Raw genomic sequence first — 25,496 nt, 5'->3', positions numbered from 1 at the left:
TTTTTCAAAAAATAAAAAATAACATTAAATGACTTCTCCTTTTAAGAACTCACTAACATATGTTATTATTAGCCAAGATAAATGTAAGTAAGGAAACCATACCACAATAAACAATGCGTCACTGAATGGACGATGGAGTGACTGATGATTTTATTTGCCGACTATAACGCACCTTATCTTTTCGCTATTTCCTTTGTACTATTAATCGGTCTGTTGGAAATTATTGCCATTATCTGTGGCCATATGCTATCCGGCGCTCTCGATGCACATCTTGATCATTACGATTCCATAACCAAAGGTAATATTAGTCAGGCGCTTCATTATCTCAATATCGGACGGCTACCAGCCCTCGTCATCCTCTGCCTGCTAGCCGGTTTCTTTGGGCTGCTTGGTGTTTTGCTACAACACGCCTGCATCTTGCTCTGGCAAGCCCCACTCTCGAATCTGTTCGTTGTTCCTGTCAGTTTACTGCTCTCAATTATCATGGTGCATTATACCGGTAAGATAATTGCCCCCTGGGTTCCACGTGACCATAGCTCTGCTATTACCGAAGAAGAATATATTGGCTGCATGGCATTAATTACCGGTCATCAGGCGACTTCAGGTAACCCCTGTGAAGGAAAACTCACCGATCAATTCGGTCAAACACACTATTTATTACTGGAACCCGAAGAAGGGAAATTTTTTAATAAAGGTGACGAGGTATTAATTATTTGCCGACTTTCTCCAACGCGGTATTTTGCTGAAAAAAAATCCCTGGCCAAATATATTATAAGTATTTAATTAAAAGGAAATTTAATAATGGATGATATTGTTAACTTAGTGCCTTCCTGGATGTTTATGGCGATTGTTGCCGTATGCGTTCTATTTATTATCGGTATTATTTTCGCGCGGCTTTATCGTCGGGCATCTGCTGAGCAGGCATTTGTCCGTACCGGATTAGGCGGACAAAAAGTGGTTATGAGTGGCGGCGCAATTGTTATGCCGATCTTCCATGAAATAATCCCTATCAATATGAATACATTGAAACTGGAAGTTAGTCGCTCGACGATTGATAGTTTGATTACAAAAGATCGTATGCGTGTCGATGTCGTGGTCGCTTTCTTCGTGCGGGTAAAACCGTCGGTAGAAGGCATCGCCACCGCCGCTCAGACGTTGGGGCAACGAACCTTGTCACCGGAAGATTTGCGGATGCTGGTCGAAGATAAATTCGTCGATGCTCTGCGTGCCACCGCAGCACAAATGACCATGCATGAGTTACAGGATACACGCGAAAACTTCGTTCAGGGGGTGCAAAATACCGTTGCAGAAGACTTGTCGAAAAACGGTCTGGAACTGGAAAGCGTGTCACTTACCAACTTTAACCAGACGTCGAAAGAGCATTTCAATCCGAACAACGCCTTTGACGCCGAAGGTTTAACCAAGCTGACCCAGGAAACAGAACGCCGTCGCCGCGAGCGTAACGAAGTTGAACAGGATGTAGAAGTTGCGGTGCGTGAGAAAAACCGTGATGCGCTGTCGCGAAAGCTCGAGATTGAACAGCAAGAAGCGTTTATGACACTTGAGCAGGAGCAGCAGGTTAAAACCCGCACCGCAGAGCAGAATGCGAAAATTGCGGCTTTTGAAGCTGAACGTCGTCGTGAGGCAGAGCAAACGCGTATTCTGGCTGAACGGCAAATTCAGGAAACAGAAATTGACCGCGAACAGGCCGTGCGCTCAAGAAAAGTTGAGGCCGAACGCGAAATTCGCATTAAAGAGATCGAACAGCAGCAGGTCACCGAAATCGCCAACCAGACGAAATCGATCGCTATTGCCGCCAAATCGGAACAGCAGTCACAAGCGGAAGCGCGTGCCAACCTCGCACTTGCAGAAGCGGTAAGCGCCCAGCAAAACGTAGAAACAACACGTCAGACCGCCGAAGCCGATCGTGCCAAGCAGGTCGCTCTGATTGCCGCAGCACAAGACGCGGAAACCAAAGCGGTCGAACTGACCGTCCGCGCGAAAGCTGAAAAAGAAGCCGCAGAGATGCAGGCGGCAGCAATCGTAGAGTTAGCTGAGGCAACACGTAAAAAAGGCCTGGCGGAAGCGGAAGCACAACGCGCATTGAACGATGCTATCAACGTACTTTCTGATGAACAAACCAGCCTTAAATTCAAACTGGCCTTGTTGCAGGCGCTACCTGCGGTAATAGAGAAATCCGTTGAGCCAATGAAGTCTATTGACGGTATTAAGATCATTCAGGTCGATGGTCTGAAGCGTGGTGGTACTGCGGGTGATGCGAGCACAGGTAGCGTTGGTGGAGGAAACCTTGCAGAGCAGGCATTGTCTGCCGCCCTTTCTTACCGCACACAAGCACCGCTTATTGACTCTCTCCTCAATGAAATCGGCGTTTCAGGTGGTTCGTTGGCGGCATTGACTTCACCATTGGCTTCATCGATTCCCGTCGCAGATAAAGTAGAGTAGATTTTCTTATATTCACATCCCTGGCACACAAAGCCGGGGATTTTTTATATCTGCGTTCCGCTAAAAAGTGCAAATGATCAGCTTGTTGCAGCGTTTTGCGAGTCGACTCGGGGAAGAGAAAACTGCATCAGGGAAAGCATTGCGCAGGGTCTGATGCTCATCAACAATCGGGGAGTCAGCAAGGGGCTGAAACGGGAAAGCCCCTCCCGAGGAAGGGGCCTTATAGAAGGAAAGGGTTATGATGAAGTTCGTCATCATACTGATTGTGTTGTTACTCGTAAGTTTCGCAGCTTATTAACAGCCAATCAGAGGGGGGAGGAATCCTCCCTTACCCTTGTTCCTTTACTTTAGGTTGAAAAAAAATCAGCGTCAAGAAAGTTTCTGCATCCCACATCCCTGGCTCCAAAAGCTGGGGATTTTTTATATCTGCGTTCCGCTAAAAAGTGCAAATGATCACCTTGTTACAGCGTTTTGCGAGTCGACTCGGGGAAGGTAAAACTGCATCAGAGAAAGCATTGCGCGGGGTCTGGCGCTCATCAACAATCGGGGGGTCAGTAAGGGGCTGAAACGGGAAAGCCCCTCCCGAGGAAGGGGCCTTATAGAAGGAAAGGGTTATGATGAAGTTCGTCATCATACTGGTTGTGTTGTTACTGTTAAGTTTCCCGACTTACTAACAACTCATCAGAGGGGGGAGAAATCCTCCCTTACCCTTGTTCCTTTACTTTAGGTTGAAAAAACAACAGCGTCAATAGGTCTACCTGGCACGAAACGAGATCTGTGAACCGCTTTCCGGTTAGCCTTTTTTATCCTGTTGGATCTTCTTGATGATGTTGGTCGTCGAGCAACCGTCTTCAAAGTTGAGCACCAGCACTTCACCGCCGTTGGCCCAGACTTCTTCACTCCCGGCGATCTCTTCCGGTTTATAGTCGCCGCCTTTCACTAGCAGATCTGGCAAGATGCCGGCGATCAGGCGCTGCGGCGTGTCTTCTTCAAACGACACCACCCAGTCGACAGCTTCCAGTGCGCCCAGCACAATCATACGCTGTTCGAGCGGGTTAACCGGGCGAGAATCCCCTTTCAGGCGTTTGGTGGAAGCATCGCTGTTCACTGCGACAATCAGGCGGTCACCCAGTTTGCGGGCGTTTGCCAGATAGGATACGTGCCCGGCATGTAGGATGTCGAAGACACCGTTGGTCATCACCACTTTTTCGCCGCGTTTACGCGCCGCCGCTACAGCCAGCTTCAGCTCCTCTTCGGTCATCACACCAAAGCCGGTATCTGCACGTCCACGAACCGCGTTTTCCAGCTCGATCGGCGAAACAGTGGAGGTTCCCAGTTTGCCGACCACTACGCCAGCCGCCGCATTGGCAAAGAAGCAGGCTTCTTCCAGAGAATTACCCGCTGCCAGCGTTGCCGCCAGTACGCCAATTACCGTGTCGCCCGCACCGGTAACGTCATACACTTCCTGCGCCTGGGTTGGCATATGCAGCGGCGCTTTACCCGGTTGCAGCAGGGTCATGCCTTGTTCGGAGCGGGTTACCAGCAGCGCAGAGAGTTCGTAATCGGCAATCAGTTTCATGCCGCGCTCAACAATCTCTTCTTCGGTCTTACATTTACCGACAACAGCTTCAAATTCTGACAGATTCGGCGTTAGCAGCGTAGCGCCACGATAACGTTCAAAATCGGTGCCTTTTGGATCAATCAGCACCGGAACGCCCGCCTTACGCGCCAGTTGGATCATCTGCTGTACGCTTGCCAGCGCACCTTTCGCGTAGTCAGAAAGCACCAACGCGCCAATCGAACTCAGCGCCTGATTAATCCGCTCATGCAGCGGCTGCGGATCAACACCTTCAAAACCTTCTTCGAAATCCAGACGGATCAGCTGTTGGTTGCGGGAAAGCACCCGCAGTTTGGTGATGGTCGGATGCGTTGGCACAGAAACGAAGTCGCATTTTACGTTGACGTCCGCCAGTGATTTACTCAGCGCGCGCGCCGCATCATCAATACCGGTCAGCCCGACCAGGCGAGCGTTAGCACCAAGAGAAGCGATGTTCATCGCCACGTTGGCTGCGCCGCCCGGACGTTCTTCAATGGTATTGACTTTAACCACAGGCACCGGCGCTTCCGGGGAGATACGGCTGGTGGGACCGTACCAGTAACGATCCAGCATCACATCACCAACCACCATCACTCCTGCACGTTCAAACTCTGGCAGCGTTACTTTCATTCCTGTCTCCTGAGAGATTCAAAATTTGCGCGCGATAATATCACACTTCATTCCTCCACCAGCCACTTCTGCCAGCTTGCCCGCACCAGTTCACGCTCTGCGGTGAAGCACTCCTCCGGCACATGACCCGGTAATTCCTGTAACGCCAGATGATGAAGTTCATCGCGCAGCGTAGTGTAAGCACGGGTCAGCGCCATCGCTTCCTGCTCTTCCATAATGTCGTTTTGCGCCAGCAGTTCCAGAATGCGTACGTTGTCTGACCAGCGTGTTAACTTCGGTTTTTCGTGAGCGTAGCGCAACACCAGATATTGAGTAATAAATTCGATATCGGTAATTCCGCCTTCATCGGCTTTGATATCAAAGCGATCGCGATGTTTATTGCCGAGATGAGCGCGCATTTTCTCACGCATTTCCCGTACTTCCGTTTGCAGAGTTTTACTTTCACGCGGCAGCATCATAATTTCCCGACGCACCGCGTCAAAGTGCGCAGTGAGCTGTGGATCGCCATACACTACCCGCGCACGCACCAGTGCCTGATGCTCCCACGTCCAGGCCTCGTTTTTCTGATAATCGGCAAACGCTTCAGCGGATGTCACGAGCATTCCCGCCGCCCCGGACGGACGCAGCCGCGCATCCACTTCGTACAAAATGCCGGAAGAAGTACGCGTACTGAACAGATGCATAATGCGTTGCGCCAGACGCAGATAAAATTGCCGCCCGTCGATTTCCCGCTCGCCGTCAGTCATCACATCCATCGGGCAATCATGGAGGAAGATAAGGTCAAGATCGGAACTGTAACCTAACTCCCAACCGCCCAGCTTGCCATAGCCGACTACCGCAAAACCACGGCCTTCGCGTTCGTTTAAGTGATTCGGTTTACCGTAGCGCGCGACCATTTGAACCCACGCCTGCTGAACGACAGCATCTATCATTGCTTCCGCCAGCCAGGTTAAGTGATCGCTCACTTTCATCACCGGTAGCGTACCGGCGATATCCGCTGCCGCAATGCGTAACAGTTGCGCCTGTTTGAACTGACGCAGCGCCTCAAGCTGTTGTTCTTCGTCATCTTCCGGCACGCGCAGCAAATACTGGCGCAACTCATCACGGTAGGCATCGGTCGCCGTCGGTTGGTAGAGGGTATTTGGATCGAGCAGTTCATCCAGCAATAATGGATAACGCGCCAGCTGGCTGGCAATCATCGGCGATGCGGCACACAGAGAAATCAAATGCTTAAGTGCCGCCGGAAATTCACTAAGCAACTCAAGATAAGTGGTGCGAGTAACAATCCCCACCAACAAGGCGGTAATGCGCGACAGCGTGACAGCAGCATCTTCACGCGCACAAACGTCACTCAGTAGATGAGGCATCAGATGGTCGAGCACCTGGCGACCGCGCGGCCCAATGGTACGTTTATCCAGCTCTTTGCGGAAATCGGCAATCAGCGTCAGCACCTGTTTGCGATCATCTTCGCTAAGATGCGCCAGTACCAGCGTAGTGTCATCTTCCTGCAACGCATCCTGCCACAACTCACGCCACTGTTCCGACAGCGACTCTTCCTGAGTTTCGCTTTCGTCGTCGCCAATCAGTTCATTAAACACCCGACGCACATTTGTCATATGTCCGGTCAGTGCCCCGGTCAGTTGCGGCCAGTCAGCGAAATCCATTGCCCACGCTAGCCGCGCACGGTTAAGCTCATCGGCGGGAAGCGTCTGGGTTTGTTCGTCGTTAATGCTTTGCAGCAGGTTTTCCAGACGCCGCAGGAACAGATATGCCACTCGCAATTGTTCGGCATCATTTTCAGAAAGCAGATGCAGCGCGGCAATGGCGCTGAGTGTCGGCAGTAAAGAGCGCGATTGCAGCGACGGTTCACGTCCGCCGCGAATGAGCTGGAACACCTGGACGATAAATTCAATTTCGCGAATACCGCCCGCGCCAAGTTTGATGTTGTCGGTCAAACCGCGTCGACGCACTTCACGGGCAATCATCCCTTTCATGTTGCGCAGCGACTGAATCACGCTGAAATCGATGTAACGGCGGAAAACAAACGGGCGCAGCATTGAACGCAATTCGTTAGCATAGACGCCATCGCTATCGCCCATAATCCGCGCCTTGACCATCGCGTAACGCTCCCAGTCGCGCCCCTGCTCCTGGTAATAATCCTCCAGCGCCGCAAAGCTCAACACCAGCGGGCCGCTTTCGCCAAACGGACGCAGACGCATATCCACGCGATAGACAAAGCCATCCTGCGTTGGTTGATCCAACACTTTAATCAGCCGCTGGCCCATGCGGGTAAAGAACTGAGCGTTATCCAGTTCGCGGCGTCCGCCCTGCGTACAGCCATGTTCCGGCCAGGCAAAAATAAGATCGATATCTGAGGAGAAATTCAGTTCCCCGCCACCCAGCTTGCCCATGCCTAAAATCAGCAACGGTTGCGCTTCGCCCTGCGTATTGCACGGCGTTCCCCACTCGCGACAGCAGGCTTCATACAGCCAGTCGCGCGCCGCGACAATCAGCGTCTCCGCCAGATGGCTGAGTTGCTGCAAAATGCTCTCTTCAGTAACCAGTGCCAGAGTTTGCGCCCAGGCGATGCGCACCATAATGCGCCGCCGGAACAGACGCAGCTCGCGCATTAAACTGACTTCATCGCTTACATCACTGAGCGCCTTCTGCAACCATGCAGCGTAATGCTGCCATTCGTCGGCCTGCGGCGGCTGGCTTTCCAGTTCCGTTAGCCACTCTGGATGCGCAATTACGCTGTCCTGCACAAAATCACTAAAAGTAAGTACTGACTTCGCCTGTGTGCTAAGTGATTCCTCGGCTAAAGGCGCTGGCAGCCGCTCAACAACGGTCTGCCAGTACTGCTGTAACGGTGAAGAGAGCGGCTTCATAAGCGATTTTATCCTTGCCTGATTAACGTTTTCCGCTGTGCAACCAGAACGGTTCCTGATTGTTTGCCTCATTACGGAAATGTTCAATTTCAATGCGTTGCCCGGTCGCAATGGCGTGACGCAGTCCCTGCCAGTTCTCCAGCCAGGCTTGCGCAACGAGAGGATCGTAGTAACCCGCCAGCAACAGTATTGAGTCAATATCACGCGTCAGACGTGGTAACTGGTCACGGTAGCGATCGCCCAACGGTTGGCAAAAAACGCTTCTCAGTTCAGCAGCATGGCGGGAAAGATGGATATCGGCAAAGCGTTTAAAGGAATCGCTCATTTTGCCCTGCGCTTTGGCATCTAAAAACGGCTGCCAGGCTTTGCTGACCAGCCATTCAGTCAACGCCAGTTTCGCCATTGCCGTTTCGGTAGAGTAGACCGCCGTCACGGCAGAAACCGCAGAAGCAATCGTCGCTTCACATTGGGTCAACAGGTCACGTAAGTGAGTGCTCGCTTTCCTTGGCACAATACCACCGAACAGCATCAGCGTATGACGAACAAGGCCGATGGCTGCCAGCACCTGCTCTTTCGCCGCATCGTTGCCGCGCACCCACAGCTCTTCATGATATTGCCATTGCGCTAACGCCAGCTCGAGCGCCGCTTCCAGCCCCTGTTCCACATCGGCTTTTGCTGCAACATGCAAAATGGTGGTGGGTTTGATTTCACGCGCGGGATTGCCCTGCGCCAGATGATAGCCACGCGCCGCTTTACTCAGGCTGCCCTGGCGTAATCCGGTTTGCGATACCAGTTGGTTCGCCAGTTTCAGCACCGCGCGTGTTTCACCGCTAAGCAGCTCCAGTTCCAGCTCACAGATAGGTTCAGCAAATTCACCCGCTTTCACCTCGCCCTGATCGAGAGCGATTTCAATCTGGCTGCCATCGACCTCCACCAGCCATTTTTCGCGATAAAAATCGGTGCTGAACAGCGGCTGCACGCGGGACGCGAGATCGGCAGGTAACTCACCGTTTGGCCAGACTTCCGTCGGTAACAGCGCCAGGTCGAGCGTCGGTTCACTCAACGCCACGTTATATTCCGGGCGCTGGTGCAATCCGCCCGTTACCCGTCCGGCAACTTTCATGGTCATCTCATAGCGACTGTTTTCGCCACGAATACGCAGCCCCATGTCGTGCCCACGCAGCCAGTTATCCGGCGTTTCGTAGTAAATATTCAGCAACTGCACGGGGTCATGGTGCTCGCCGCCCAGCGTATTGAGATGGTCACGCAACGCCTCAACGGCACTGTGATTAACAATAAACTTTAATTCGATTTCCTGAGCCATGGCCTTTACTTATCGGTTATGTCACATAAGTGACGATGAACGGCGAACTAAATGCGATCTTTTTTGTCAGTAGATAGTATTTTGCGCCAAATTGCCATGCAACGAGCATTTTGACGGGCGTAAAAGTTTGAGACAGTGGCAAAAGCTGACACAGAGGATTCCGATTGATACCGAATGCTTTGCGCAGCAACACTGATGCCACTACTATCGTTCCACTTTCCATGACAATAACGACAGCCTGATGCCAAAATTACGCCTGATCGCACTAACTTTACTCGCGCTTAGCGCCACTGCCGTCTCTCACGCGGAAGAAAAACGCTATGTTTCTGACGAACTGAACACCTGGGTTCGCAGTGGTCCGGGAGATCATTATCGCCTCGTGGGCACCGTGAACGCCGGTGAAGAAGTGACATTATTACAAACTGACGCCAACACCAATTATGCCCAGGTGAAAGACAGCTCCGGCCGTACCGCCTGGATCCCGTTGAAACAACTGAGCACTGAGCCAAGCCTGCGCTCCCGCGTGCCAGATCTGGAAAATCAGGTCAGAACCCTGACCGATAAGCTCACCAATATCGATAACACCTGGAATCAGCGCACCGCAGAAATGCAGCAAAAAGTGGCGCAGAGCGACAGTGTGATCAACGGGTTAAAAGAAGAAAATCAGAAGCTGAAAAACGAACTGATTGTCGCGCAGAAAAAAGTCGATGCCGCCAGCGTTCAGCTGGATGACAAACAGCGCACCATCATCATGCAGTGGTTTATGTATGGCGGCGGTGTGCTGGGACTTGGCTTGCTGCTCGGTCTGGTATTGCCGCACCTGATCCCAACGCGCAAACGTAAAGATCGCTGGATGAACTAAATCGCCTTCTTCGTTGCACTGTCTTATTATTAGGAATTGTGTATTTGACGAAGGGAAGATGGCGTGAAGATTTATCTGGTCGGTGGTGCGGTTCGGGATGCATTGTTAGGGCTACCGGTCAAAGACAGAGATTGGGTGGTGGTCGGCAGTACGCCACAGGAGATGCTCGACGCGGGCTACCAGCAGGTAGGCCGCGATTTTCCCGTTTTTCTGCATCCGCAAACCCATGAAGAGTATGCGCTGGCACGTACCGAACGGAAATCCGGCTCCGGTTATACCGGTTTTACCTGTTATGCCGCGCCAGATGTCACACTGGAAGATGATCTTAAGCGTCGCGATCTGACCATCAATGCACTGGCTCAGGATGATAACGGCAAGATTATCGACCCGTACAACGGCCTGAGCGATCTGCAAAATCGTCTGTTGCGCCATGTTTCCCCCGCGTTTGGCGAAGATCCGTTACGCGTTCTGCGCGTGGCGCGTTTTGCTGCGCGTTATGCCCACCTCGGTTTTCGTATTGCCGATGAAACTCTGACGCTGATGCGCGAGATGACCCATGCGGGTGAACTGGAACACCTAACGCCTGAACGGGTATGGAAAGAGACGGAAAGCGCCCTCACCACCCGCAATCCACAGGTGTTCTTCCAGGTACTGCGCGATTGCGGCGCACTACGCGTTTTATTCCCGGAGATCGACGCGTTGTTTGGTGTCCCCGCTCCGGCGAAATGGCACCCGGAAATCGACACGGGTATTCACACCTTAATGACGCTCTCCATGGCAGCGATGCTGAGTCCGCAGGTCGATGTCCGTTTCGCAACGTTATGCCACGATCTCGGTAAAGGGCTGACTCCACCAGAACTTTGGCCGCGTCATCACGGTCACGGTCCGGCGGGCGTGAAGTTAGTGGAACAACTATGTCAGCGTCTGCGGGTGCCAAATGAAATTCGCGATTTAGCCAAACTGGTGGCTGAGTTTCACGATCTCATCCACACCTTCCCAATGCTGAACCCAAAAACCATCGTCAAATTGTTTGATTCCATCGATGCCTGGCGTAAACCGCAGCGTGTCGAGCAACTGGCGCTGACCAGCGAGGCTGACGTGCGCGGCAGAACCGGCTTTGAAGCGGCTGATTACCCGCAAGGGCGCTGGTTACGTGAAGCGTGGGAAGTGGCGCAGTCAGTACCGACAAAAGCGGTCGTTGAAGCGGGATTTAAAGGCGTGGAGATTCGCGAAGAGTTGACCCGACGCCGGATTGCGGCGGTAGCCAGCTGGAAGGAACAACGTTGCCCAAAACCTGAGTAAGTGTTGGATATATAACTGCGAACTGTCCCCTCGCCCCTCTGGGAGAGGGTTAGGGTGAGGGGAACAGGCCAGTACCAGAGCGAACAATTACCCTCCCCCCGGCCCTCTCCCTAAAAGGGCGAGGGAGAAAACCGGGCCTGCTCCGAATCAAAAGAACACAACGTACACCGCAGCCGCCACAATAAAGCGATAAATGGCGAACGGGATAAACGAAATGCGCTTAATCAATTGCAGGAAGGTTTTAATCGCAATCAGCGCCACTACGAAGGCGGTGATAAACCCAACGGCAAACATCGGGATATCGCCGGTTGTCAGGAAGCCCCAGCTTTTGTAGAGATCGAGCGCCGTTGCGCCCATCATCATCGGCACCGCCAGCAGGAACGAGAACTCAGAAGCGGCGTAGCGGCTCACGCCCATCAGCATCCCGCCGGAAATAGTTGCCCCAGAGCGGGAGAAACCCGGCCACAGCGCCAGACACTGGAAACAGCCAATCATAAACGCCTGACGATAGGTCATATCATCCAGACCCGGCGCACGCGGCTCTTTCGGCTTCAGGCATTCGGCGGCAATCAGCAACAGACCGCCGACGACCAGCGCATACATCACATTTATCGGGTTAAACAACGACTTAATCGTATCGTGGAATAAAAGTCCCAACACCACCGCCGGGATCATCCCCAGCAAAATGTGGATCAGCGTTAACCGACCTTTGCTTTCTCCTTCGTGCTGCAACGGACGCCCAAAGTGAATGCCAATCAGGCCAAACAGACGCCGCCAGAACATCACTACCACAGCCAGAATTGATCCTAACTGGATCACGACTTCAAAGGTTTTCGCCGTGTCGCCCTCAAACCCCAACAAATGACCGACAATAATCATATGGCCCGTGCTGGATACCGGCAGAAATTCTGTCAATCCTTCGACCACACCCAATATTGCCGCTATCAGCAGCGAGTGCATATCGCTCATCAATAAACCCCTAAATTATAAAAATGTACCGCTTGTCCGAACTACTGCAGTATGACCAGGTTATAACCGTTTGGTTTAACAGCTGTAAAATTAATTATTTTCTTTCAGATTATTGCCACGCTCAATGATGACGCCAACATTCGCTGCACGCGCCACTGCGCCTGGCTTGCTGAGTTTGATACGCACCCACGGCGAGTTAAAGCGTGCTAACAGCAGTTCCGCCACCTCTTCCGCCACGCGTTCCACCAGCGCAAAACGCGCGCCCTCGACGTGGCTGACCACCGTTTCTGCAATGTCAGCGTAGCTGAGACAATCCGCCACATCATCGCTTTTCGCCGCTTTACGGTTATCCCACGCCATTTCGATATCGAACACTAACTTCTGTTCGATGGTCTGTTCCCAGTCGTAAACACCAATAGTGGTGATTACCGAAAGTTGCTCTATAAATACAATATCCATCACGTCCTGCCTGCTTTTTGGCTAACCGGATACCACTTCCGGCGAAATGTGCGTATTATCCACAGATTCATCGTTGAACACGAATTTTCAAAACGGAACAGCTTATGAGTGCAATCGCGCCTGGAATGATCCTCATCGCGTACCTCTGCGGCTCCATTTCCAGTGCCATTCTGGTTTGCCGCTTGTGTGGGCTGCCCGATCCGCGAACCAGCGGCTCCGGCAATCCCGGCGCAACCAATGTGTTACGTATCGGTGGCAAGGGAGCAGCCGTAGCAGTGCTGATTTTCGACGTTCTGAAAGGAATGTTGCCCGTCTGGGGCGCGTATGAATTAGGCGTCAGCCCCTTCTGGCTAGGGCTGATTGCGATTGCCGCCTGTCTTGGGCATATCTGGCCGGTTTTCTTCGGTTTTAAAGGTGGAAAAGGCGTTGCCACCGCTTTTGGTGCAATCGCCCCGATAGGCTGGGATTTAACGGGCGTGATGGCGGGAACCTGGCTGTTAACCATTTTGCTCAGCGGTTATTCGTCGCTGGGAGCGATTGTCAGCGCACTGATTGCCCCGTTTTATGTCTGGTGGTTTAAGCCACAATTTACCTTCCCGGTTTCTATGCTCTCTTGCCTCATCCTGCTGCGTCATCATGACAACATCCAGCGTCTGTGGCGTCGCCAGGAGACAAAAATCTGGACGAAATTCAAAAGAAAGCGCGAAAAAGATCCCGAGTAATTTCTGGCAGGTTTACAAAACCTGATAGCCTTCATCGGGCTTGCCCAGTCGTTGCTGGCACCACGCCGCCAGAAACTCTACGCAGACGCGCAACTTCATACTGCGATAGAGTGGCTCCCGATAGACAGCCCAGATATTGGCGCTTTGTGCATATTCCGGCAATACTCGCACCAGTTTGCCACTCTCCAGAAACGGCAGCACATCCCATTCGGAACGCAGCATAATCCCTTTCCCTTCCAGCGCCCATTGCAGCACTATCTCACCGCTGTTGGAGGAAAGGTGCCCGCTGACTTTCACCGATTTTTTCTCCTGACCGTCCCCCAGCTCCCATATTCCGTGGTTCATATCGCGCTCTTTAGTCACCAGGCAGTCATGACGACTTAATTCCTGTAAGGATTGTGGTTGGGGATATTTTTGCAGATACTCAGGTGCTGCGCATAATATTCTTTTATTTTTCGTCAAAAGATGCGCAATATAATAATCAGGGATTTCATCATTAATACGAATATCCAGATCAATATTATCCTGCACTAAATCAATTTGCCGATCGAACAATTCAAAATGCACCTGTAACTCAGGATAATTGCGCATCAGTTCGGTAATAGCTGGCGCAATATGGCTGCGACCAAAACCAAAACTACAGCCAATACGAATCATCCCCTCCGGGCGCGTTTTGATTTGCGTGACGTCATCGACCAGTCGCTGATATTGGGTGAGGATTTCCAGCGCATGTTCGTAACAACGTTGGCCACTTTCAGTCAGCGCCACGCCGCGAGCGGAGCGGTTAAGCAGTGTCGTTGCCAGCGTGTTTTCAAGGATTTGGATTCGTTTGGTGACAAATGCGGGCGTCTGCCCAAGCGTCGCCGCTGCGGCACTAAAACTGCCGCTATGGACGATTTCTACCAGTACCTGCAAGTCTTTGGCTAAAGGCCAGCTATTCAGCATCGTTAATTATCCGCAATTTTGACTGGCTCAGTGTATTTCGCAAAACATTGCCATTCCCTGCTCTGGCGCAATATTCATTCTTATTTTCGTGTTGATTCACGAACTGTTAATTACATATTCACGGCGGTAAGAAATATAAAACCCTATTTTTAGTGGTAGTTTGTGGCGGTGAATTTTTCCAGACAAATAGAAAACTGGAGTTGCCATGATGAGCGAATGTAATAAACAACAGGCAGTAAATAAGTTGACGGATATTGTCGCTAACTTTACCGCCATGATTTCTACCCGGATGCCCGATGACGTGGTGGATAAACTAAAACAGCTTCGGGACGCCGAAACGTCGTCGATGGGGAAAATCATCTACCACACGATGTTCGATAACATGCAAAAAGCGATCGACCTGAATCGCCCGGCCTGTCAGGACACCGGCGAAATCATGTTTTTTGTTAAGGTCGGTTCCCGTTTCCCGCTGCTTGGCGAGCTGCAAAGCATTCTTCAGCAAGCCGTGGAAGAGGCGACCGTCAAAGCGCCACTGCGCCACAACGCGGTGGAAATTTTTGACGAAGTGAACACCGGCAAAAATACCGGTAGCGGCGTACCGTGGGTTACCTGGGATATCGTCCCCGACGGTGACGACGCGGAAATCGAAGTTTACATGGCTGGCGGCGGCTGCACGCTACCTGGCCGCTCGAAAGTGTTAATGCCATCGGAAGGCTACGAAGGCGTGGTGAAATTCGTCTTCGAAAATATCTCCACCCTCGCCGTAAACGCCTGTCCACCGGTGCTGGTAGGTGTAGGCATCGCCACCTCGGTGGAAACCGCCGCTGTACTCTCGCGTAAAGCCATTTTGCGCCCAATTGGCAGCCGCCATCCCAATCCAAAAGCAGCAGAGCTGGAGCTACGCCTGGAGGAAGGACTCAACCGTCTGGGGATTGGTCCACAAGGGCTGACTGGCAACAGTTCAGTGATGGGCGTGCATATCGAATCTGCCGCTCGCCATCCCTCTACCATCGGCGTCGCTGTCTCTACCGGCTGCTGGGCGCATCGTCGCGGCACGCTGCTGGTTCATGCCGATCTCACCTTTGAAAATCTGTCTCACACCCGGAGCGCGTTATGAAAAAGATCCTGACAACCCCGATCAAAGCTGAAGATCTGCAAGATATTCGCGTCGGCGATGTGATCTACCTGACCGGTACGCTGGTGACTTGCCGCGACGTTTGTCACCGCCGCTTGATCGAACTGAAACGTCCGATCCCTTACGATCTCAACGGCAAAGCGATTTTCCACGCAGGCCCCATCGTGCGCAAAAACGGCGACAAATGGGAGATGGTCTCCGTCGGCCCGACAACCAGTATGCGTATGGAAAGTTTTGAACGTGAATTCATTGAACAGACCGGCGTGAAACTGGTGGTCGGCAAAGGCGGAATGGGGCCGCTGACCGAAGAAGGTTGCCAGAAATTCAAGGCGCTGCATGTAATTTTTCCGGCAGGCTGCGCGGTACTGGCGGCGACCCAGGTGGAAGAGATTGAAGAGGTGCACTGGACAGAACTCGGAATGCCGGAGTCGCTGTGGGTCTGCCGGGTCAAAGAGTTCGGTCCGCTGATTGTCTCTATTGATACCCACGGCAACAACCTGATAGCCGAAAACAAAAAGCTGTTCGCCGAACGCCGCGATCCCATCGTGGAAGAGATTTGCGAGCACGTCCACTACATCAAATAACCCTCCCGGAGAGGCTCACCCCCTCTCCTTCTTCGCAGGCATAACACGATGAAACCTTCCACTGAATGGTGGCGATATCTCGCACCGCTGGCGGTCATCGCCATTATTGCTCTACTTCCGGTTCCCGCAGGGCTGGAGAGTCATACCTGGCTCTACTTTGCGGTTTTTACCGGCGTGATCGTTGGGCTGATCCTCGAACCCGTGCCGGGTGCCGTGGTGGCGATGGTGGGTATCTCCATCATCGCCATTCTCTCGCCCTGGCTGCTGTTTAGCCCCGAGCAGCTCGCCCAGCCAGGCTTTAAATTCACCGCAAAATCCCTCTCCTGGGCGGTTTCCGGTTTTTCTAATTCGGTTATCTGGCTGATTTTCGCCGCCTTTATGTTTGGCACAGGCTATGAAAAAACCGGTCTTGGACGCCGTATCGCGCTGATTCTGGTGAAAAAGATGGGGCATCGCACACTGTTTCTCGGTTATGCGGTGATGTTCTCCGAGCTAATCCTGGCGCCTGTAACACCTTCCAACTCAGCGCGCGGTGCGGGGATTATCTATCCCATCATCCGTAACCTGCCGCCGCTCTATCAATCACAGCCGAACGACAGCAGTTCACGCAGCATTGGCTCATACATCATGTGGATGGGGATTGTTGCCGACTGCGTGACCAGCGCCATTTTCCTGACGGCGATGGCACCTAACCTGCTGTTAATTGGACTGATGAAAAGCGCATCTCACGCCACGCTGAGTTGGGGCGACTGGTTCCTCGGTATGTTGCCGCTCAGTATCTTACTGGTTCTGCTGGTTCCCTGGCTGGCTTATGTGCTGTATCCACCGGTGCTGAAGTCTGGCGATCAGGTGCCGCGCTGGGCAGAGACGGAACTACAAGAGATGGGGCCACTCTGTTCGCGTGAAAAACGGATGCTGGCGCTGATGGTGGGCGCGCTGGTGCTGTGGATTTTCGGCGGTGATTATATCGATGCTGCGATGGTCGGTTACAGCGTGGTGGCACTGATGCTACTTCTGCGCATTATCAGCTGGGACGATATTGTCAGTAATAAAGCGGCGTGGAACGTTTTCTTCTGGCTGGCCTCGCTAATAACCCTCGCCACCGGACTCAACAACACCGGTTTTATTAGCTGGTTTGGCAAACTGTTAGCAGGCAGCTTAAGTGGTTATTCGCCGACGATGGTGATGGTAGCGTTGATTGTGGTGTTTTATCTGCTGCGCTACTTCTTTGCCAGCGCCACGGCGTATACCTCCGCTCTCGCGCCGATGATGATTGCCGCCGCGCTGGCGATGCCGGAAATCCCGCTGCCGGTGTTCTGCCTGATGGTTGGCGCGGCAATTGGTCTGGGGAGCATTCTTACGCCATACGCCACCGGGCCCAGTCCGATTTACTACGGCAGTGGTTATCTGCCAACGGTGGATTACTGGCGACTGGGGGCGATTTTTGGGCTGATATTCCTCGTGTTGCTGGTGATTACCGGCTTACTGTGGATGCCCGTGGTTTTGCTTTAAGTGAGGGCGGTGCCGGAAATTGCTCTCCGGCACCTGAGAGTTTTACGCAGCCGGTAACTCTGCCAGCGGCCAGCGCGGACGCACGCTAACGCCGAGATCCGCCGTCGCGCCTGCTTTAAACCGCACCATTCCGGCATAGGCGATCATCGCACCGTTATCGGTACAAAATTCCGGGCGCGCGTAGAACACTTCGCCGCGACGCTTTTTCATCATTTCCGCCAGTTTCGCCCGCAACGTGCGGTTAGCACTCACGCCGCCAGCCATGACCAGCCGCTTGAAGCCAGTCTGATCCAGCGCACGCTTACATTTAATCATCAGCGTATCGACCACCGCATCTTCAAAAGCGCGGGCAATATCGGCACGCGTCTGGTCGTCGGTGCCGTTGTCACGAATCGTGTTCGCGGCGAAGGTTTTCAGGCCGGAGAAGCTGAAATCCAGCCCCGGACGGTCGGTCATCGGACGCGGGAAGACAAAGCGCCCGGCTGTACCCTGCGCCGCCATTTTCGACAGCAGCGGCCCGCCTGGATAATCCAGCCCCAGCAGCTTCGCGGTTTTATCAAACGCTTCACCAGCGGCATCATCAATGGACTCGCCGAGCAGCTCATACTGACCAATGCCGGTAACGCTGATTAACTGCGTATGACCGCCAGAAACCAGCAATGCAACAAACGGAAATTCCGGCGGGTTATCTTCCAGCATCGGTGCTAACAGATGCCCTTCCATATGGTGCACCGGGATCGCCGGAACGTTCCAGGCAAATGCCAGAGAACGTCCCACGGTCGCACCAACCAGCAGCGCGCCGACTAATCCTGGGCCTGCGGTATAGGCCACGGCATCAATATCTTTTGCCGTCAAACCAGACTCTTTCAGCGCCGCCTGGATCAACGGTACGGTTTTACGCACGTGATCGCGGGAGGCCAGTTCAGGCACCACGCCGCCGTAGTCAGCGTGTAATTTCACCTGACTATACAATTGGTTGGCTAACAAACCTTTTTCATCGTCGTAAATGGCGATGCCGGTTTCATCGCAGGAAGTTTCAATACCCAGTACACGCATGACTTGTTTTACCTCGCTTTATTACCGCGCAGTGTAGGACCAATGCGGGTTGATGTAAAACTTTGTTCGCCCCTGGAGAAAGCCTCGTGTATACTCCTCACCCTTATAAAAGTCCCTTTCAAAAGAGGTCGCGGTGCTTTACAAAGCAGCAGCAATTGCAGTAAAATTCCGCACCATTTTGAAATAAGCTGGCGTTGATGCCAGCGGCAAACCGAATTAATCAAAGGTGAGAGGCACATGCCGGTAATTAAAGTACGTGAAAACGAGCCGTTCGACGTAGCTCTGCGTCGCTTCAAGCGTTCCTGCGAAAAAGCAGGTGTTCTGGCGGAAGTTCGTCGTCGTGAGTTCTATGAAAAACCGACTACCGAACGTAAGCGCGCTAAAGCTTCTGCAGTGAAACGTCACGCGAAGAAACTGGCTCGCGAAAACGCACGCCGCACTCGTCTGTACTAATTCCCTGAGAGCGTTGCTCTCCGATCAGACCGAGTTGTAGTTGTAAGGCCGTGCTTCCGAAAGGAATGCGCGGCTTATTTTCGTTTATGAATTGCTAAAAATCGGGGCCTATGGCTGGACGAATCCCACGCGTATTCATTAATGATCTGCTGGCGCGCACTGACATCGTCGATCTGATCGATGCCCGTGTGAAGCTGAAAAAGCAGGGCAAGAATTTTCACGCGTGTTGTCCCTTCCACAACGAGAAAACCCCGTCATTCACCGTTAACGGTGAGAAACAGTTTTACCACTGCTTTGGATGTGGCGCGCACGGCAACGCGATCGACTTCCTGATGAACTACGACAAGCTCGAGTTCGTCGAAACGGTCGAAGAGCTGGCGGCAATGCACAATCTTGAAGTGCCATTTGAAGCAGGCAGCGGCCCCAGCCAGATAGAGCGCCATCAACGGCAAACGCTTTATCAGTTGATGGACGGTCTGAATACGTTTTACCAACAATCTTTACAACAACCTGTTGCCACATCTGCGCGCCAGTATCTGGAAAAACGCGGATTAAGCCACGAGGTCATCGCCCGCTTTGCGATTGGTTTTGCGCCCCCCGGCTGGGACAACGTCCTGAAACGGTTTGGCGGCAATCCAGAAAATCGTCAGTCATTGATTGATGCGGGCATGTTGGTCACCAACGATCAGGGTCGCAGTTACGATCGTTTCCGCGAGCGGGTGATGTTCCCTATTCGCGATAAACGCGGTCGGGTGATTGGTTTTGGCGGGCGCGTGCTGGGCAACGATACCCCCAAATACCTGAACTCGCCGGAAACCGATATTTTCCATAAAGGCCGCCAGCTTTACGGTCTTTATGAAGCGCAGCAGGATAACGCTGAACCCCAGCGTCTGTTGGTGGTCGAAGGCTATATGGACGTGGTGGCGCTGGCGCAATACGGTATTAATTACGCCGTTGCATCGCTGGGTACGTCAACCACTGCCGATCACATTCAGTTGTTGTTCCGTGCGACCAACAATGTCATTTGCTGTTATGACGGCGACCGTGCAGGTCGCGATGCCGCCTGGCGGGCGCTGGAAACTGCGCTGCCTTATATGACAGACGGCCGTCAGTTACGCTTTATGTTTTTACCGGATGGCGAAGACCCAGACACACTGGTGCGCAAAGAGGGTAAAGAGGCGTTTGAAGCGCGAATGGAGCAGGCAATGCCGCTCTCCGCATTTCTGTTTAACAGCCTGATGCCGCAGGTTGATCTGAGTACTCCTGACGGGCGCGCACGTTTAAGTACGCTGGCGCTGCCGCTGATTTCTCAGGTGCCAGGAGAAACGCTGCGCATCTATCTTCGTCAGGAATTAGGCAACAAGTTAGGCATCCTTGATGACAGCCAGCTTGAACGATTAATGCCGAAAGCAGCAGAGAACGGCGTTTCTCGTCCTGTTCCGCAGCTAAAACGCACGACCATGCGTATACTTATAGGGTTGCTGGTGCAAAATCCAGAATTAGCGACGTTAGTCCCGCCGCTTGAGAATCTGGATGAAAATAAGCTCCCCGGACTTGGCTTATTCAGAGAACTGGTCAACACTTGTCTCTCTCAGCCAGGTCTGACCACCGGGCAACTTTTAGAGCACTATCGTGGTACAAATAATGCTGCCACCCTTGAAAAACTGTCGATGTGGGACGATATAGCAGATAGGAATATTGCTGAGCAAACCTTCACCGACTCACTCAACCATATGTTTGATTCGTTGCTTGAACTGCGCCAGGAAGAGTTAATTGCTCGCGAGCGCACGCATGGTTTAAGCAATGAAGAACGCCTGGAACTCTGGACATTAAACCAGGAACTGGCGAAAAAGTGATTTAACGGCTTAAGTGCCGAATAGCGATCGGGAAGCCCCCGACAGCCGCACTGAGAGGCAGCGGCAATGATATAAGTACGCCCTCGTAATTATCGTTGGCGGTAAACAACCGTTGGATTTCAGTATTAACGTCTGAATGATATCCGGTCAATCGCCCAACACCAACCTCATGAAATAAGTGTGGATACCGTCTTATGGAGCAAAACCCGCAGTCACAGCTGAAACTTCTTGTCACCCGTGGTAAGGAGCAAGGCTATCTGACCTATGCCGAGGTCAATGACCATCTGCCGGAAGATATCGTCGATTCCGATCAGATCGAAGACATCATCCAAATGATCAATGACATGGGCATTCAGGTGATGGAAGAAGCGCCGGATGCCGATGACCTGATGCTGGCTGAAAACACAGCAGACGAAGATGCTGCCGAAGCCGCCGCGCAGGTGCTTTCCAGCGTGGAATCTGAAATCGGGCGTACGACTGACCCGGTACGCATGTACATGCGTGAAATGGGCACCGTTGAACTGTTGACCCGCGAAGGCGAAATTGACATCGCTAAACGCATCGAAGACGGGATCAACCAGGTTCAATGCTCCGTTGCTGAATATCCGGAAGCGATCACCTATCTGCTGGAACAGTACGATCGTGTTGAAGCAGAAGAAGCGCGTCTGTCCGATCTGATCACTGGCTTTGTTGACCCGAACGCAGAAGAAGATCTGGCGCCAACCGCCACTCACGTCGGTTCAGAGCTTTCTCAAGAAGATCTGGACGATGACGAAGATGAAGACGAAGAAGATGCCGACGACGACAGTGCCGACGATGACAACAGCATCGACCCGGAACTGGCTCGTGAAAAATTTGCTGAACTGCGCGCTCAGTACGTTGTAACGCGTGACACCATCAAAGCGAAAGGCCGCAGCCACGCTGCTGCTCAGGAAGAGATCCTGAAACTGTCTGAAGTATTCAAACAGTTCCGCCTGGTGCCGAAGCAGTTTGACTACCTGGTCAACAGTATGCGCGTCATGATGGATCGCGTTCGTACACAAGAACGTCTGATCATGAAGCTCTGCGTTGAGCAGTGCAAAATGCCGAAGAAAAACTTCATCACCCTGTTTACCGGCAACGAAACCAGCGATACCTGGTTCAACGCGGCAATTGCGATGAACAAGCCGTGGTCGGAAAAACTGCACGATGTCTCTGAAGAAGTGCATCGCGCCCTGCAGAAACTGCAGCAGATTGAAGAAGAAACCGGCCTGACCATTGAGCAGGTTAAAGACATTAACCGTCGCATGTCCATCGGTGAAGCGAAAGCCCGCCGTGCGAAGAAAGAGATGGTTGAAGCGAACTTACGTCTGGTTATTTCTATCGCTAAGAAATACACCAACCGTGGCTTGCAGTTCCTCGATCTGATCCAGGAAGGCAACATCGGTCTGATGAAAGCAGTTGATAAATTCGAGTACCGTCGTGGTTACAAGTTCTCCACCTACGCAACCTGGTGGATCCGTCAGGCGATCACCCGCTCTATCGCGGATCAGGCGCGCACCATCCGTATTCCGGTGCATATGATTGAGACCATCAACAAGCTCAACCGTATTTCTCGCCAGATGCTGCAAGAAATGGGTCGTGAACCGACGCCGGAAGAACTGGCTGAACGTATGCTGATGCCGGAAGACAAAATCCGCAAAGTGCTGAAGATCGCCAAAGAGCCAATCTCCATGGAAACGCCGATCGGTGATGATGAAGATTCGCATCTGGGAGATTTCATCGAGGATACCACCCTCGAACTGCCGCTGGATTCTGCGACCACTGAAAGCCTGCGTGCGGCAACGCACGACGTGCTTGCTGGCCTGACCGCGCGTGAAGCGAAAGTTCTGCGTATGCGTTTCGGTATCGACATGAACACCGACCACACGCTGGAAGAAGTGGGTAAACAGTTCGACGTTACCCGTGAACGTATCCGTCAGATCGAAGCGAAGGCGCTGCGTAAACTGCGTCACCCGAGCCGTTCTGAAGTGCTGCGTAGCTTCCTGGACGATTAATCGGTAGGCCGGATAGGCGTTACGCCGCACCCGGCACTAGTCCCTCTGCACAAACGCCACCTTTTCGGTGGCGTTTTTATCGCCCACGCACCACCAGCGCCTGATCCAGTTCCCGATACGCCTCAACCAGTTTCTCCAGTGAAACGCGACTTAAACCGCTGGGATTCGGCAACACCCAAATCTGCGTCGAACCAATAGTGAGCGTTTGTTTCCCCCACTGTACGCCGCGCTGGCTGAATCCCTGTTCATATGCTTGTTTGCCCAGAATCGCCAATGCTTGTGGTTGGTAATCTTCAATTTTTTCAATCAGCTTACGCCCGCCTGCGTGCAGCTCCTGCTTTGAAACTTCATTGGCTTGCACCGTTGGACGGTCTACCAGTTTGGTAACACCGCAACGATAATCCAGCAGATGCTGCGCTTCCTGCGGCTTCAACTGACGGTCAGTAAATCCGGCCTGATAAATCACCTTCCAGAAGCGATTTGCCGGATGGGCAAACGGAAAGCCAGACTCTGCGGAAGAAAGACCCGGATTGATGCCACAAAACACCACACGCAATCCTGGCGCAAGAATATCGTCAACCATATTAACTCCTGAACAACACAACTCGCAGGAAGTATAACGAATTGAAAACACATTGTTTATAAAAACAGCAGCCGCGCGCTAATGGCTGGATTGCAGCACGGAGTTACTTTATAATCCGCTACCATGGCCCCTTAGCTCAGTGGTTAGAGCAGGCGACTCATAATCGCTTGGTCGCTGGTTCAAGTCCAGCAGGGGCCACCAGATACAGCAAAGGCTGACGAGAAATCGTCAGCCTTTTTTCATATATCAATTACTTTGCGTGCCAGTAAGCCGCTGCGCGTACCCGCTGTGGGTCATATTGTTCCGCTTCAAAGCGGCGGCTTAAATTCTTAACCACCTTGCCTTCGCCGGTTATCCAGATGAAATAATCATCGGCAGGAATTTCCAGCTGTGCCAGACGCGCGTCCACCGCCTGCTCATCATGCGCCAGCCACTCGATGTTAAAACCGTCAAGGTGCGCGAGATAATCCTGACAGGCGTTATCCCGCACGCTGACCAGCGCGGTAACTTGCGGTTTAACGGCAAGTTTGCTCAACGTTTCCAGGCGTCGACGCAGTGCGGGCATTCCGGACTCATCGCAGACATATACCTGATACGCGTAATCTTCCGGCACCACCAGTGAACCACGCGGTCCGGCTACTGTGAGTTTATCGCCCGGTTGCGCCTGCATCGCCCAGCCGCTGGCGACACCACCGTCATGAATAAAGAAATCGATCGCCAGTTCATGGCGCTGCTCATCATACAGTGGCGTATAGTCGCGCGACGGTGGACGTGGCCCTTCCGGCCAGACGATACCCTCTTCAGTTACCGTTGGCGGTACAAAGTGAGCGCCAGGTTGAGGAAAGAAGAGTTTGCTGTGATCGTCAAAACCGCGCGACGTAAAACCGTCCAGCGCCTCGCCGCCGAGGACAATGCGCTGAAAACCGGCGCTGATGCGCTCAACACGTAACACGGTCAGTTCACGGAAGCGCAGATCATTGCGAACGCGCTGTGGGTAGCGGGGAGAGTTATTCATTGTTATCGCCTTCGTGATGGTAATCAGATATATCTAAATAAAATTCGCAAATGATAATGATTGTTAATCATGATAAATGCAAGCAATTTGTAGTACTGATATATCTGAAGTATGTGAAGTCATTCAGCACCGTAGCAAGGCTGCCGGATGCGGCGTGAACGCCTTATCCGGCCTACATGTTGAGTACATTTGCGTTTATAAATCATTTTTGTACTTGCAGCAATGCTCATATCAGATATAAATTAGATATATCTAATTAAGCAAAAGGAGGCTGATATGAGCCATCATCACGAAGGGTGTTGTAAACATGAAGGCCAGCCACGCCATGAAGGCTGCTGCAAAGGTGAGAAGTCAGAACTCGAGCACTGCGGGCACGGTCACCAGCATGAACACGGTCAATGCTGCGGTGGTCGCCACGGTCGCGGCGGCGGTCGTCGGCAGCGTTTCTTTGGTCACGGTGAATTGCGACTGGTAATTCTGGATATTCTCTCGCGCGATGACAGCCACGGTTATGAGTTGATTAAAGCGATTGAGAATCTGACCCAGGGGAATTACACCCCAAGCCCTGGCGTCATCTACCCGACGCTGGATTTTCTCCAGGAGCAGTCGCTAATTACCATTCGCGAAGAGGAAGGCGGCAAGAAGCAGATTGCGCTGACCGAACAGGGCGCGCAGTGGCTGGAAGAAAACCGCGAACAAGTAGAGATGATTGAGGAACGCATCAAAGCGCGTTGTGTTGGTGCGGCGCTGCGCCAGAACCCGCAAATGAAGCGGGCGCTGGATAATTTTAAAGCGGTGCTGGACTTACGCGTCAACCAGAGCGATATCACCGACGCGCAGATAAAAAAGATCATTGCGGTGATCGACCGCGCCGCTTTTGATATTACGCAACTGGATTAATCACCAACTGCCGGATGCGGTGTAAACACCTTATCCGCCTACCCACCCGTAGGCCTGATAAGATGCGTCAGCATCGCATCAGGCATTGTGCTCCAACTGCCGGATACAGCGTAAACACCTTATCCGCCTACACCCACCCGTAGGCCTGATAAGATGCGCCAGCATCGCATCAGGCATTGTGTACCAACCGCCGAATGCGGCACAC

Annotated in this window: 22 protein-coding genes, 1 tRNA gene and 1 pseudogene; 15 read left to right on the top strand and 9 right to left on the bottom strand. The window is 52.6% G+C overall.

Annotated features, from left to right (window positions below; all coding sequences use genetic code 11):
• Positions 1–144: 144 nt before the first annotated feature.
• The 4 genes and pseudogenes from C3D30_RS02170 (at position 145) to ibsE (ending at position 3,137) form a co-directional block, all read left to right on the top strand.
• Positions 145–775, top strand: a pseudogene (locus C3D30_RS02170) (OB-fold-containig protein).
• Positions 776–801: 26 nt separating this feature from the next.
• The gene (locus C3D30_RS02165; protein WP_000341009.1) at positions 802–2,463 is read left to right on the top strand and encodes a flotillin family protein; all 1,662 of its coding nucleotides are present in this window, start codon (positions 802–804) and stop codon (positions 2,461–2,463) included.
• Between the two features lie 238 nt (positions 2,464–2,701).
• Positions 2,702–2,761, top strand: coding sequence for a type I toxin-antitoxin system Ibs family toxin (locus C3D30_RS02155; protein WP_105271347.1), 60 nt, complete (start codon positions 2,702–2,704; stop codon positions 2,759–2,761).
• Positions 2,762–3,077: 316 nt separating this feature from the next.
• Complete coding sequence (gene ibsE / locus C3D30_RS02150) at positions 3,078–3,137, top strand: type I toxin-antitoxin system Ibs family toxin (RefSeq protein ID WP_001387082.1); 60 nt, start codon at positions 3,078–3,080, stop codon at positions 3,135–3,137.
• Between the two features lie 119 nt (positions 3,138–3,256).
• On the opposite strand, the gene hldE is transcribed toward ibsE, so the two are convergent.
• From hldE to ygiF, 3 genes are read right to left on the bottom strand one after another with little or no spacing between them, the layout of a single operon-like run.
• Positions 3,257–4,690 (bottom strand): bifunctional D-glycero-beta-D-manno-heptose-7-phosphate kinase/D-glycero-beta-D-manno-heptose 1-phosphate adenylyltransferase HldE, encoded by a 1,434-nt coding sequence (gene hldE, locus C3D30_RS02145; protein ID WP_000869188.1) that lies wholly within the window; start codon positions 4,688–4,690, stop codon positions 3,257–3,259.
• Between the two features lie 47 nt (positions 4,691–4,737).
• Positions 4,738–7,578 carry a bifunctional [glutamate--ammonia ligase]-adenylyl-L-tyrosine phosphorylase/[glutamate--ammonia-ligase] adenylyltransferase gene (gene glnE, locus C3D30_RS02140; RefSeq protein WP_016231455.1) on the bottom strand — a complete coding sequence of 947 codons (2,841 nt, stop codon included), beginning with the start codon at positions 7,576–7,578 and terminating at the stop codon, positions 4,738–4,740.
• Positions 7,579–7,600: 22 nt separating this feature from the next.
• On the bottom strand, positions 7,601–8,902 hold the full coding sequence (ygiF, locus tag C3D30_RS02135; protein ID WP_105286389.1) for an inorganic triphosphatase: 1,302 nt from the start codon (positions 8,900–8,902) through the stop codon (positions 7,601–7,603).
• Positions 8,903–9,143: 241 nt separating this feature from the next.
• Here ygiF and C3D30_RS02125 point away from each other — a divergent pair, with 241 nt between their 5' ends.
• Positions 9,144–9,764, top strand: a complete 621-nt coding sequence (locus tag C3D30_RS02125; RefSeq protein ID WP_001125317.1) for a TIGR04211 family SH3 domain-containing protein — start codon at positions 9,144–9,146, stop codon at positions 9,762–9,764.
• 63 nt (positions 9,765–9,827) lie between these two features.
• Complete coding sequence (cca, locus tag C3D30_RS02120) at positions 9,828–11,066, top strand: fused tRNA nucleotidyltransferase/2',3'-cyclic phosphodiesterase/2' nucleotidase/phosphatase Cca (protein ID WP_105285403.1); 1,239 nt, start codon at positions 9,828–9,830, stop codon at positions 11,064–11,066.
• Positions 11,067–11,213: 147 nt separating this feature from the next.
• Here the strand turns inward: cca and bacA are convergent, their stop codons facing one another.
• Entirely contained in the window at positions 11,214–12,035 is an 822-nt protein-coding gene (bacA, locus tag C3D30_RS02115; RefSeq protein ID WP_001305111.1) for an undecaprenyl-diphosphate phosphatase, read from the bottom strand.
• A gap of 90 nt (positions 12,036–12,125) precedes the next feature.
• Complete coding sequence (gene folB, locus C3D30_RS02110) at positions 12,126–12,494, bottom strand: bifunctional dihydroneopterin aldolase/7,8-dihydroneopterin epimerase (RefSeq protein ID WP_001295541.1); 369 nt, start codon at positions 12,492–12,494, stop codon at positions 12,126–12,128.
• A gap of 104 nt (positions 12,495–12,598) precedes the next feature.
• On the opposite strand from folB, the gene plsY reads away from it, so the two are divergent.
• Positions 12,599–13,216: a glycerol-3-phosphate 1-O-acyltransferase PlsY gene (gene plsY / locus C3D30_RS02105; protein ID WP_001272793.1), complete on the top strand. Its 618-nt coding sequence runs from the start codon at positions 12,599–12,601 to the stop codon at positions 13,214–13,216.
• 12 nt (positions 13,217–13,228) lie between these two features.
• On the opposite strand, the gene ttdR is transcribed toward plsY, so the two are convergent.
• Positions 13,229–14,161: an L-tartrate utilization transcriptional activator TtdR gene (ttdR, locus tag C3D30_RS02100; protein ID WP_105286388.1), complete on the bottom strand. Its 933-nt coding sequence runs from the start codon at positions 14,159–14,161 to the stop codon at positions 13,229–13,231.
• Positions 14,162–14,366: 205 nt separating this feature from the next.
• On the opposite strand from ttdR, the gene ttdA reads away from it, so the two are divergent.
• The 3 genes from ttdA to ttdT are packed head-to-tail and all read left to right on the top strand — an operon-like array spanning position 14,367 to position 17,392.
• Positions 14,367–15,278, top strand: coding sequence for a L(+)-tartrate dehydratase subunit alpha (gene ttdA, locus C3D30_RS02090; protein WP_105286387.1), 912 nt, complete (start codon positions 14,367–14,369; stop codon positions 15,276–15,278).
• The gene (ttdB, locus tag C3D30_RS02085; protein ID WP_000722957.1) at positions 15,275–15,880 is read left to right on the top strand and encodes a L(+)-tartrate dehydratase subunit beta; all 606 of its coding nucleotides are present in this window, start codon (positions 15,275–15,277) and stop codon (positions 15,878–15,880) included. Before ttdA ends, ttdB begins: the two co-directional genes overlap by 4 nt.
• 48 nt (positions 15,881–15,928) lie before the next feature.
• Positions 15,929–17,392, top strand: a complete 1,464-nt coding sequence (gene ttdT / locus C3D30_RS02080; RefSeq protein ID WP_000804985.1) for an L-tartrate/succinate antiporter — start codon at positions 15,929–15,931, stop codon at positions 17,390–17,392.
• Positions 17,393–17,434: 42 nt separating this feature from the next.
• On the opposite strand, the gene tsaD is transcribed toward ttdT, so the two are convergent.
• On the bottom strand, positions 17,435–18,448 hold the full coding sequence (gene tsaD, locus C3D30_RS02075) for a tRNA (adenosine(37)-N6)-threonylcarbamoyltransferase complex transferase subunit TsaD (RefSeq protein ID WP_001264365.1): 1,014 nt from the start codon (positions 18,446–18,448) through the stop codon (positions 17,435–17,437).
• A 237-nt stretch (positions 18,449–18,685) separates the two neighbouring features.
• Here tsaD and rpsU point away from each other — a divergent pair, with 237 nt between their 5' ends.
• The 3 genes from rpsU to rpoD all read left to right on the top strand — a co-directional run bounded on the left by rpsU (position 18,686) and on the right by rpoD (position 22,793).
• Positions 18,686–18,901: a 30S ribosomal protein S21 gene (rpsU, locus tag C3D30_RS02065; RefSeq protein ID WP_001144069.1), complete on the top strand. Its 216-nt coding sequence runs from the start codon at positions 18,686–18,688 to the stop codon at positions 18,899–18,901.
• Between the two features lie 110 nt (positions 18,902–19,011).
• Positions 19,012–20,757, top strand: coding sequence for a DNA primase (dnaG, locus tag C3D30_RS02060; RefSeq protein ID WP_000918842.1), 1,746 nt, complete (start codon positions 19,012–19,014; stop codon positions 20,755–20,757).
• A 194-nt stretch (positions 20,758–20,951) separates the two neighbouring features.
• Positions 20,952–22,793: an RNA polymerase sigma factor RpoD gene (rpoD, locus tag C3D30_RS02050; protein ID WP_000437367.1), complete on the top strand. Its 1,842-nt coding sequence runs from the start codon at positions 20,952–20,954 to the stop codon at positions 22,791–22,793.
• 76 nt (positions 22,794–22,869) lie between these two features.
• Here rpoD and mug read toward each other — a convergent pair whose 3' ends face one another.
• Positions 22,870–23,376, bottom strand: coding sequence for a G/U mismatch-specific DNA glycosylase (gene mug / locus C3D30_RS02045; RefSeq protein ID WP_000227304.1), 507 nt, complete (start codon positions 23,374–23,376; stop codon positions 22,870–22,872).
• Between the two features lie 125 nt (positions 23,377–23,501).
• Here mug and C3D30_RS02040 point away from each other — a divergent pair.
• Positions 23,502–23,577: transfer RNA gene (locus C3D30_RS02040), tRNA-Ile, on the top strand.
• Positions 23,578–23,626: 49 nt separating this feature from the next.
• On the opposite strand, the gene nfeF is transcribed toward C3D30_RS02040, so the two are convergent.
• Complete coding sequence (gene nfeF, locus C3D30_RS02035) at positions 23,627–24,391, bottom strand: NADPH-dependent ferric chelate reductase NfeF (RefSeq protein ID WP_105285400.1); 765 nt, start codon at positions 24,389–24,391, stop codon at positions 23,627–23,629.
• 276 nt (positions 24,392–24,667) lie between these two features.
• Between nfeF and nfeR the strand changes: the two genes are divergently transcribed.
• The gene (gene nfeR / locus C3D30_RS02025; protein WP_105285399.1) at positions 24,668–25,291 is read left to right on the top strand and encodes a DNA-binding transcriptional regulator NfeR; all 624 of its coding nucleotides are present in this window, start codon (positions 24,668–24,670) and stop codon (positions 25,289–25,291) included.
• Positions 25,292–25,496: the final 205 nt, after the last annotated feature.

This window comes from Escherichia sp. MOD1-EC5433 (genome assembly GCF_002966005.1).
Classification (GTDB): Bacteria; Pseudomonadota; Gammaproteobacteria; order Enterobacterales; family Enterobacteriaceae; genus Escherichia; species Escherichia ruysiae.
Note: the sequence above shows the minus strand (reverse complement) of the source record. Positions and strands in the feature narration are given on the sequence as shown.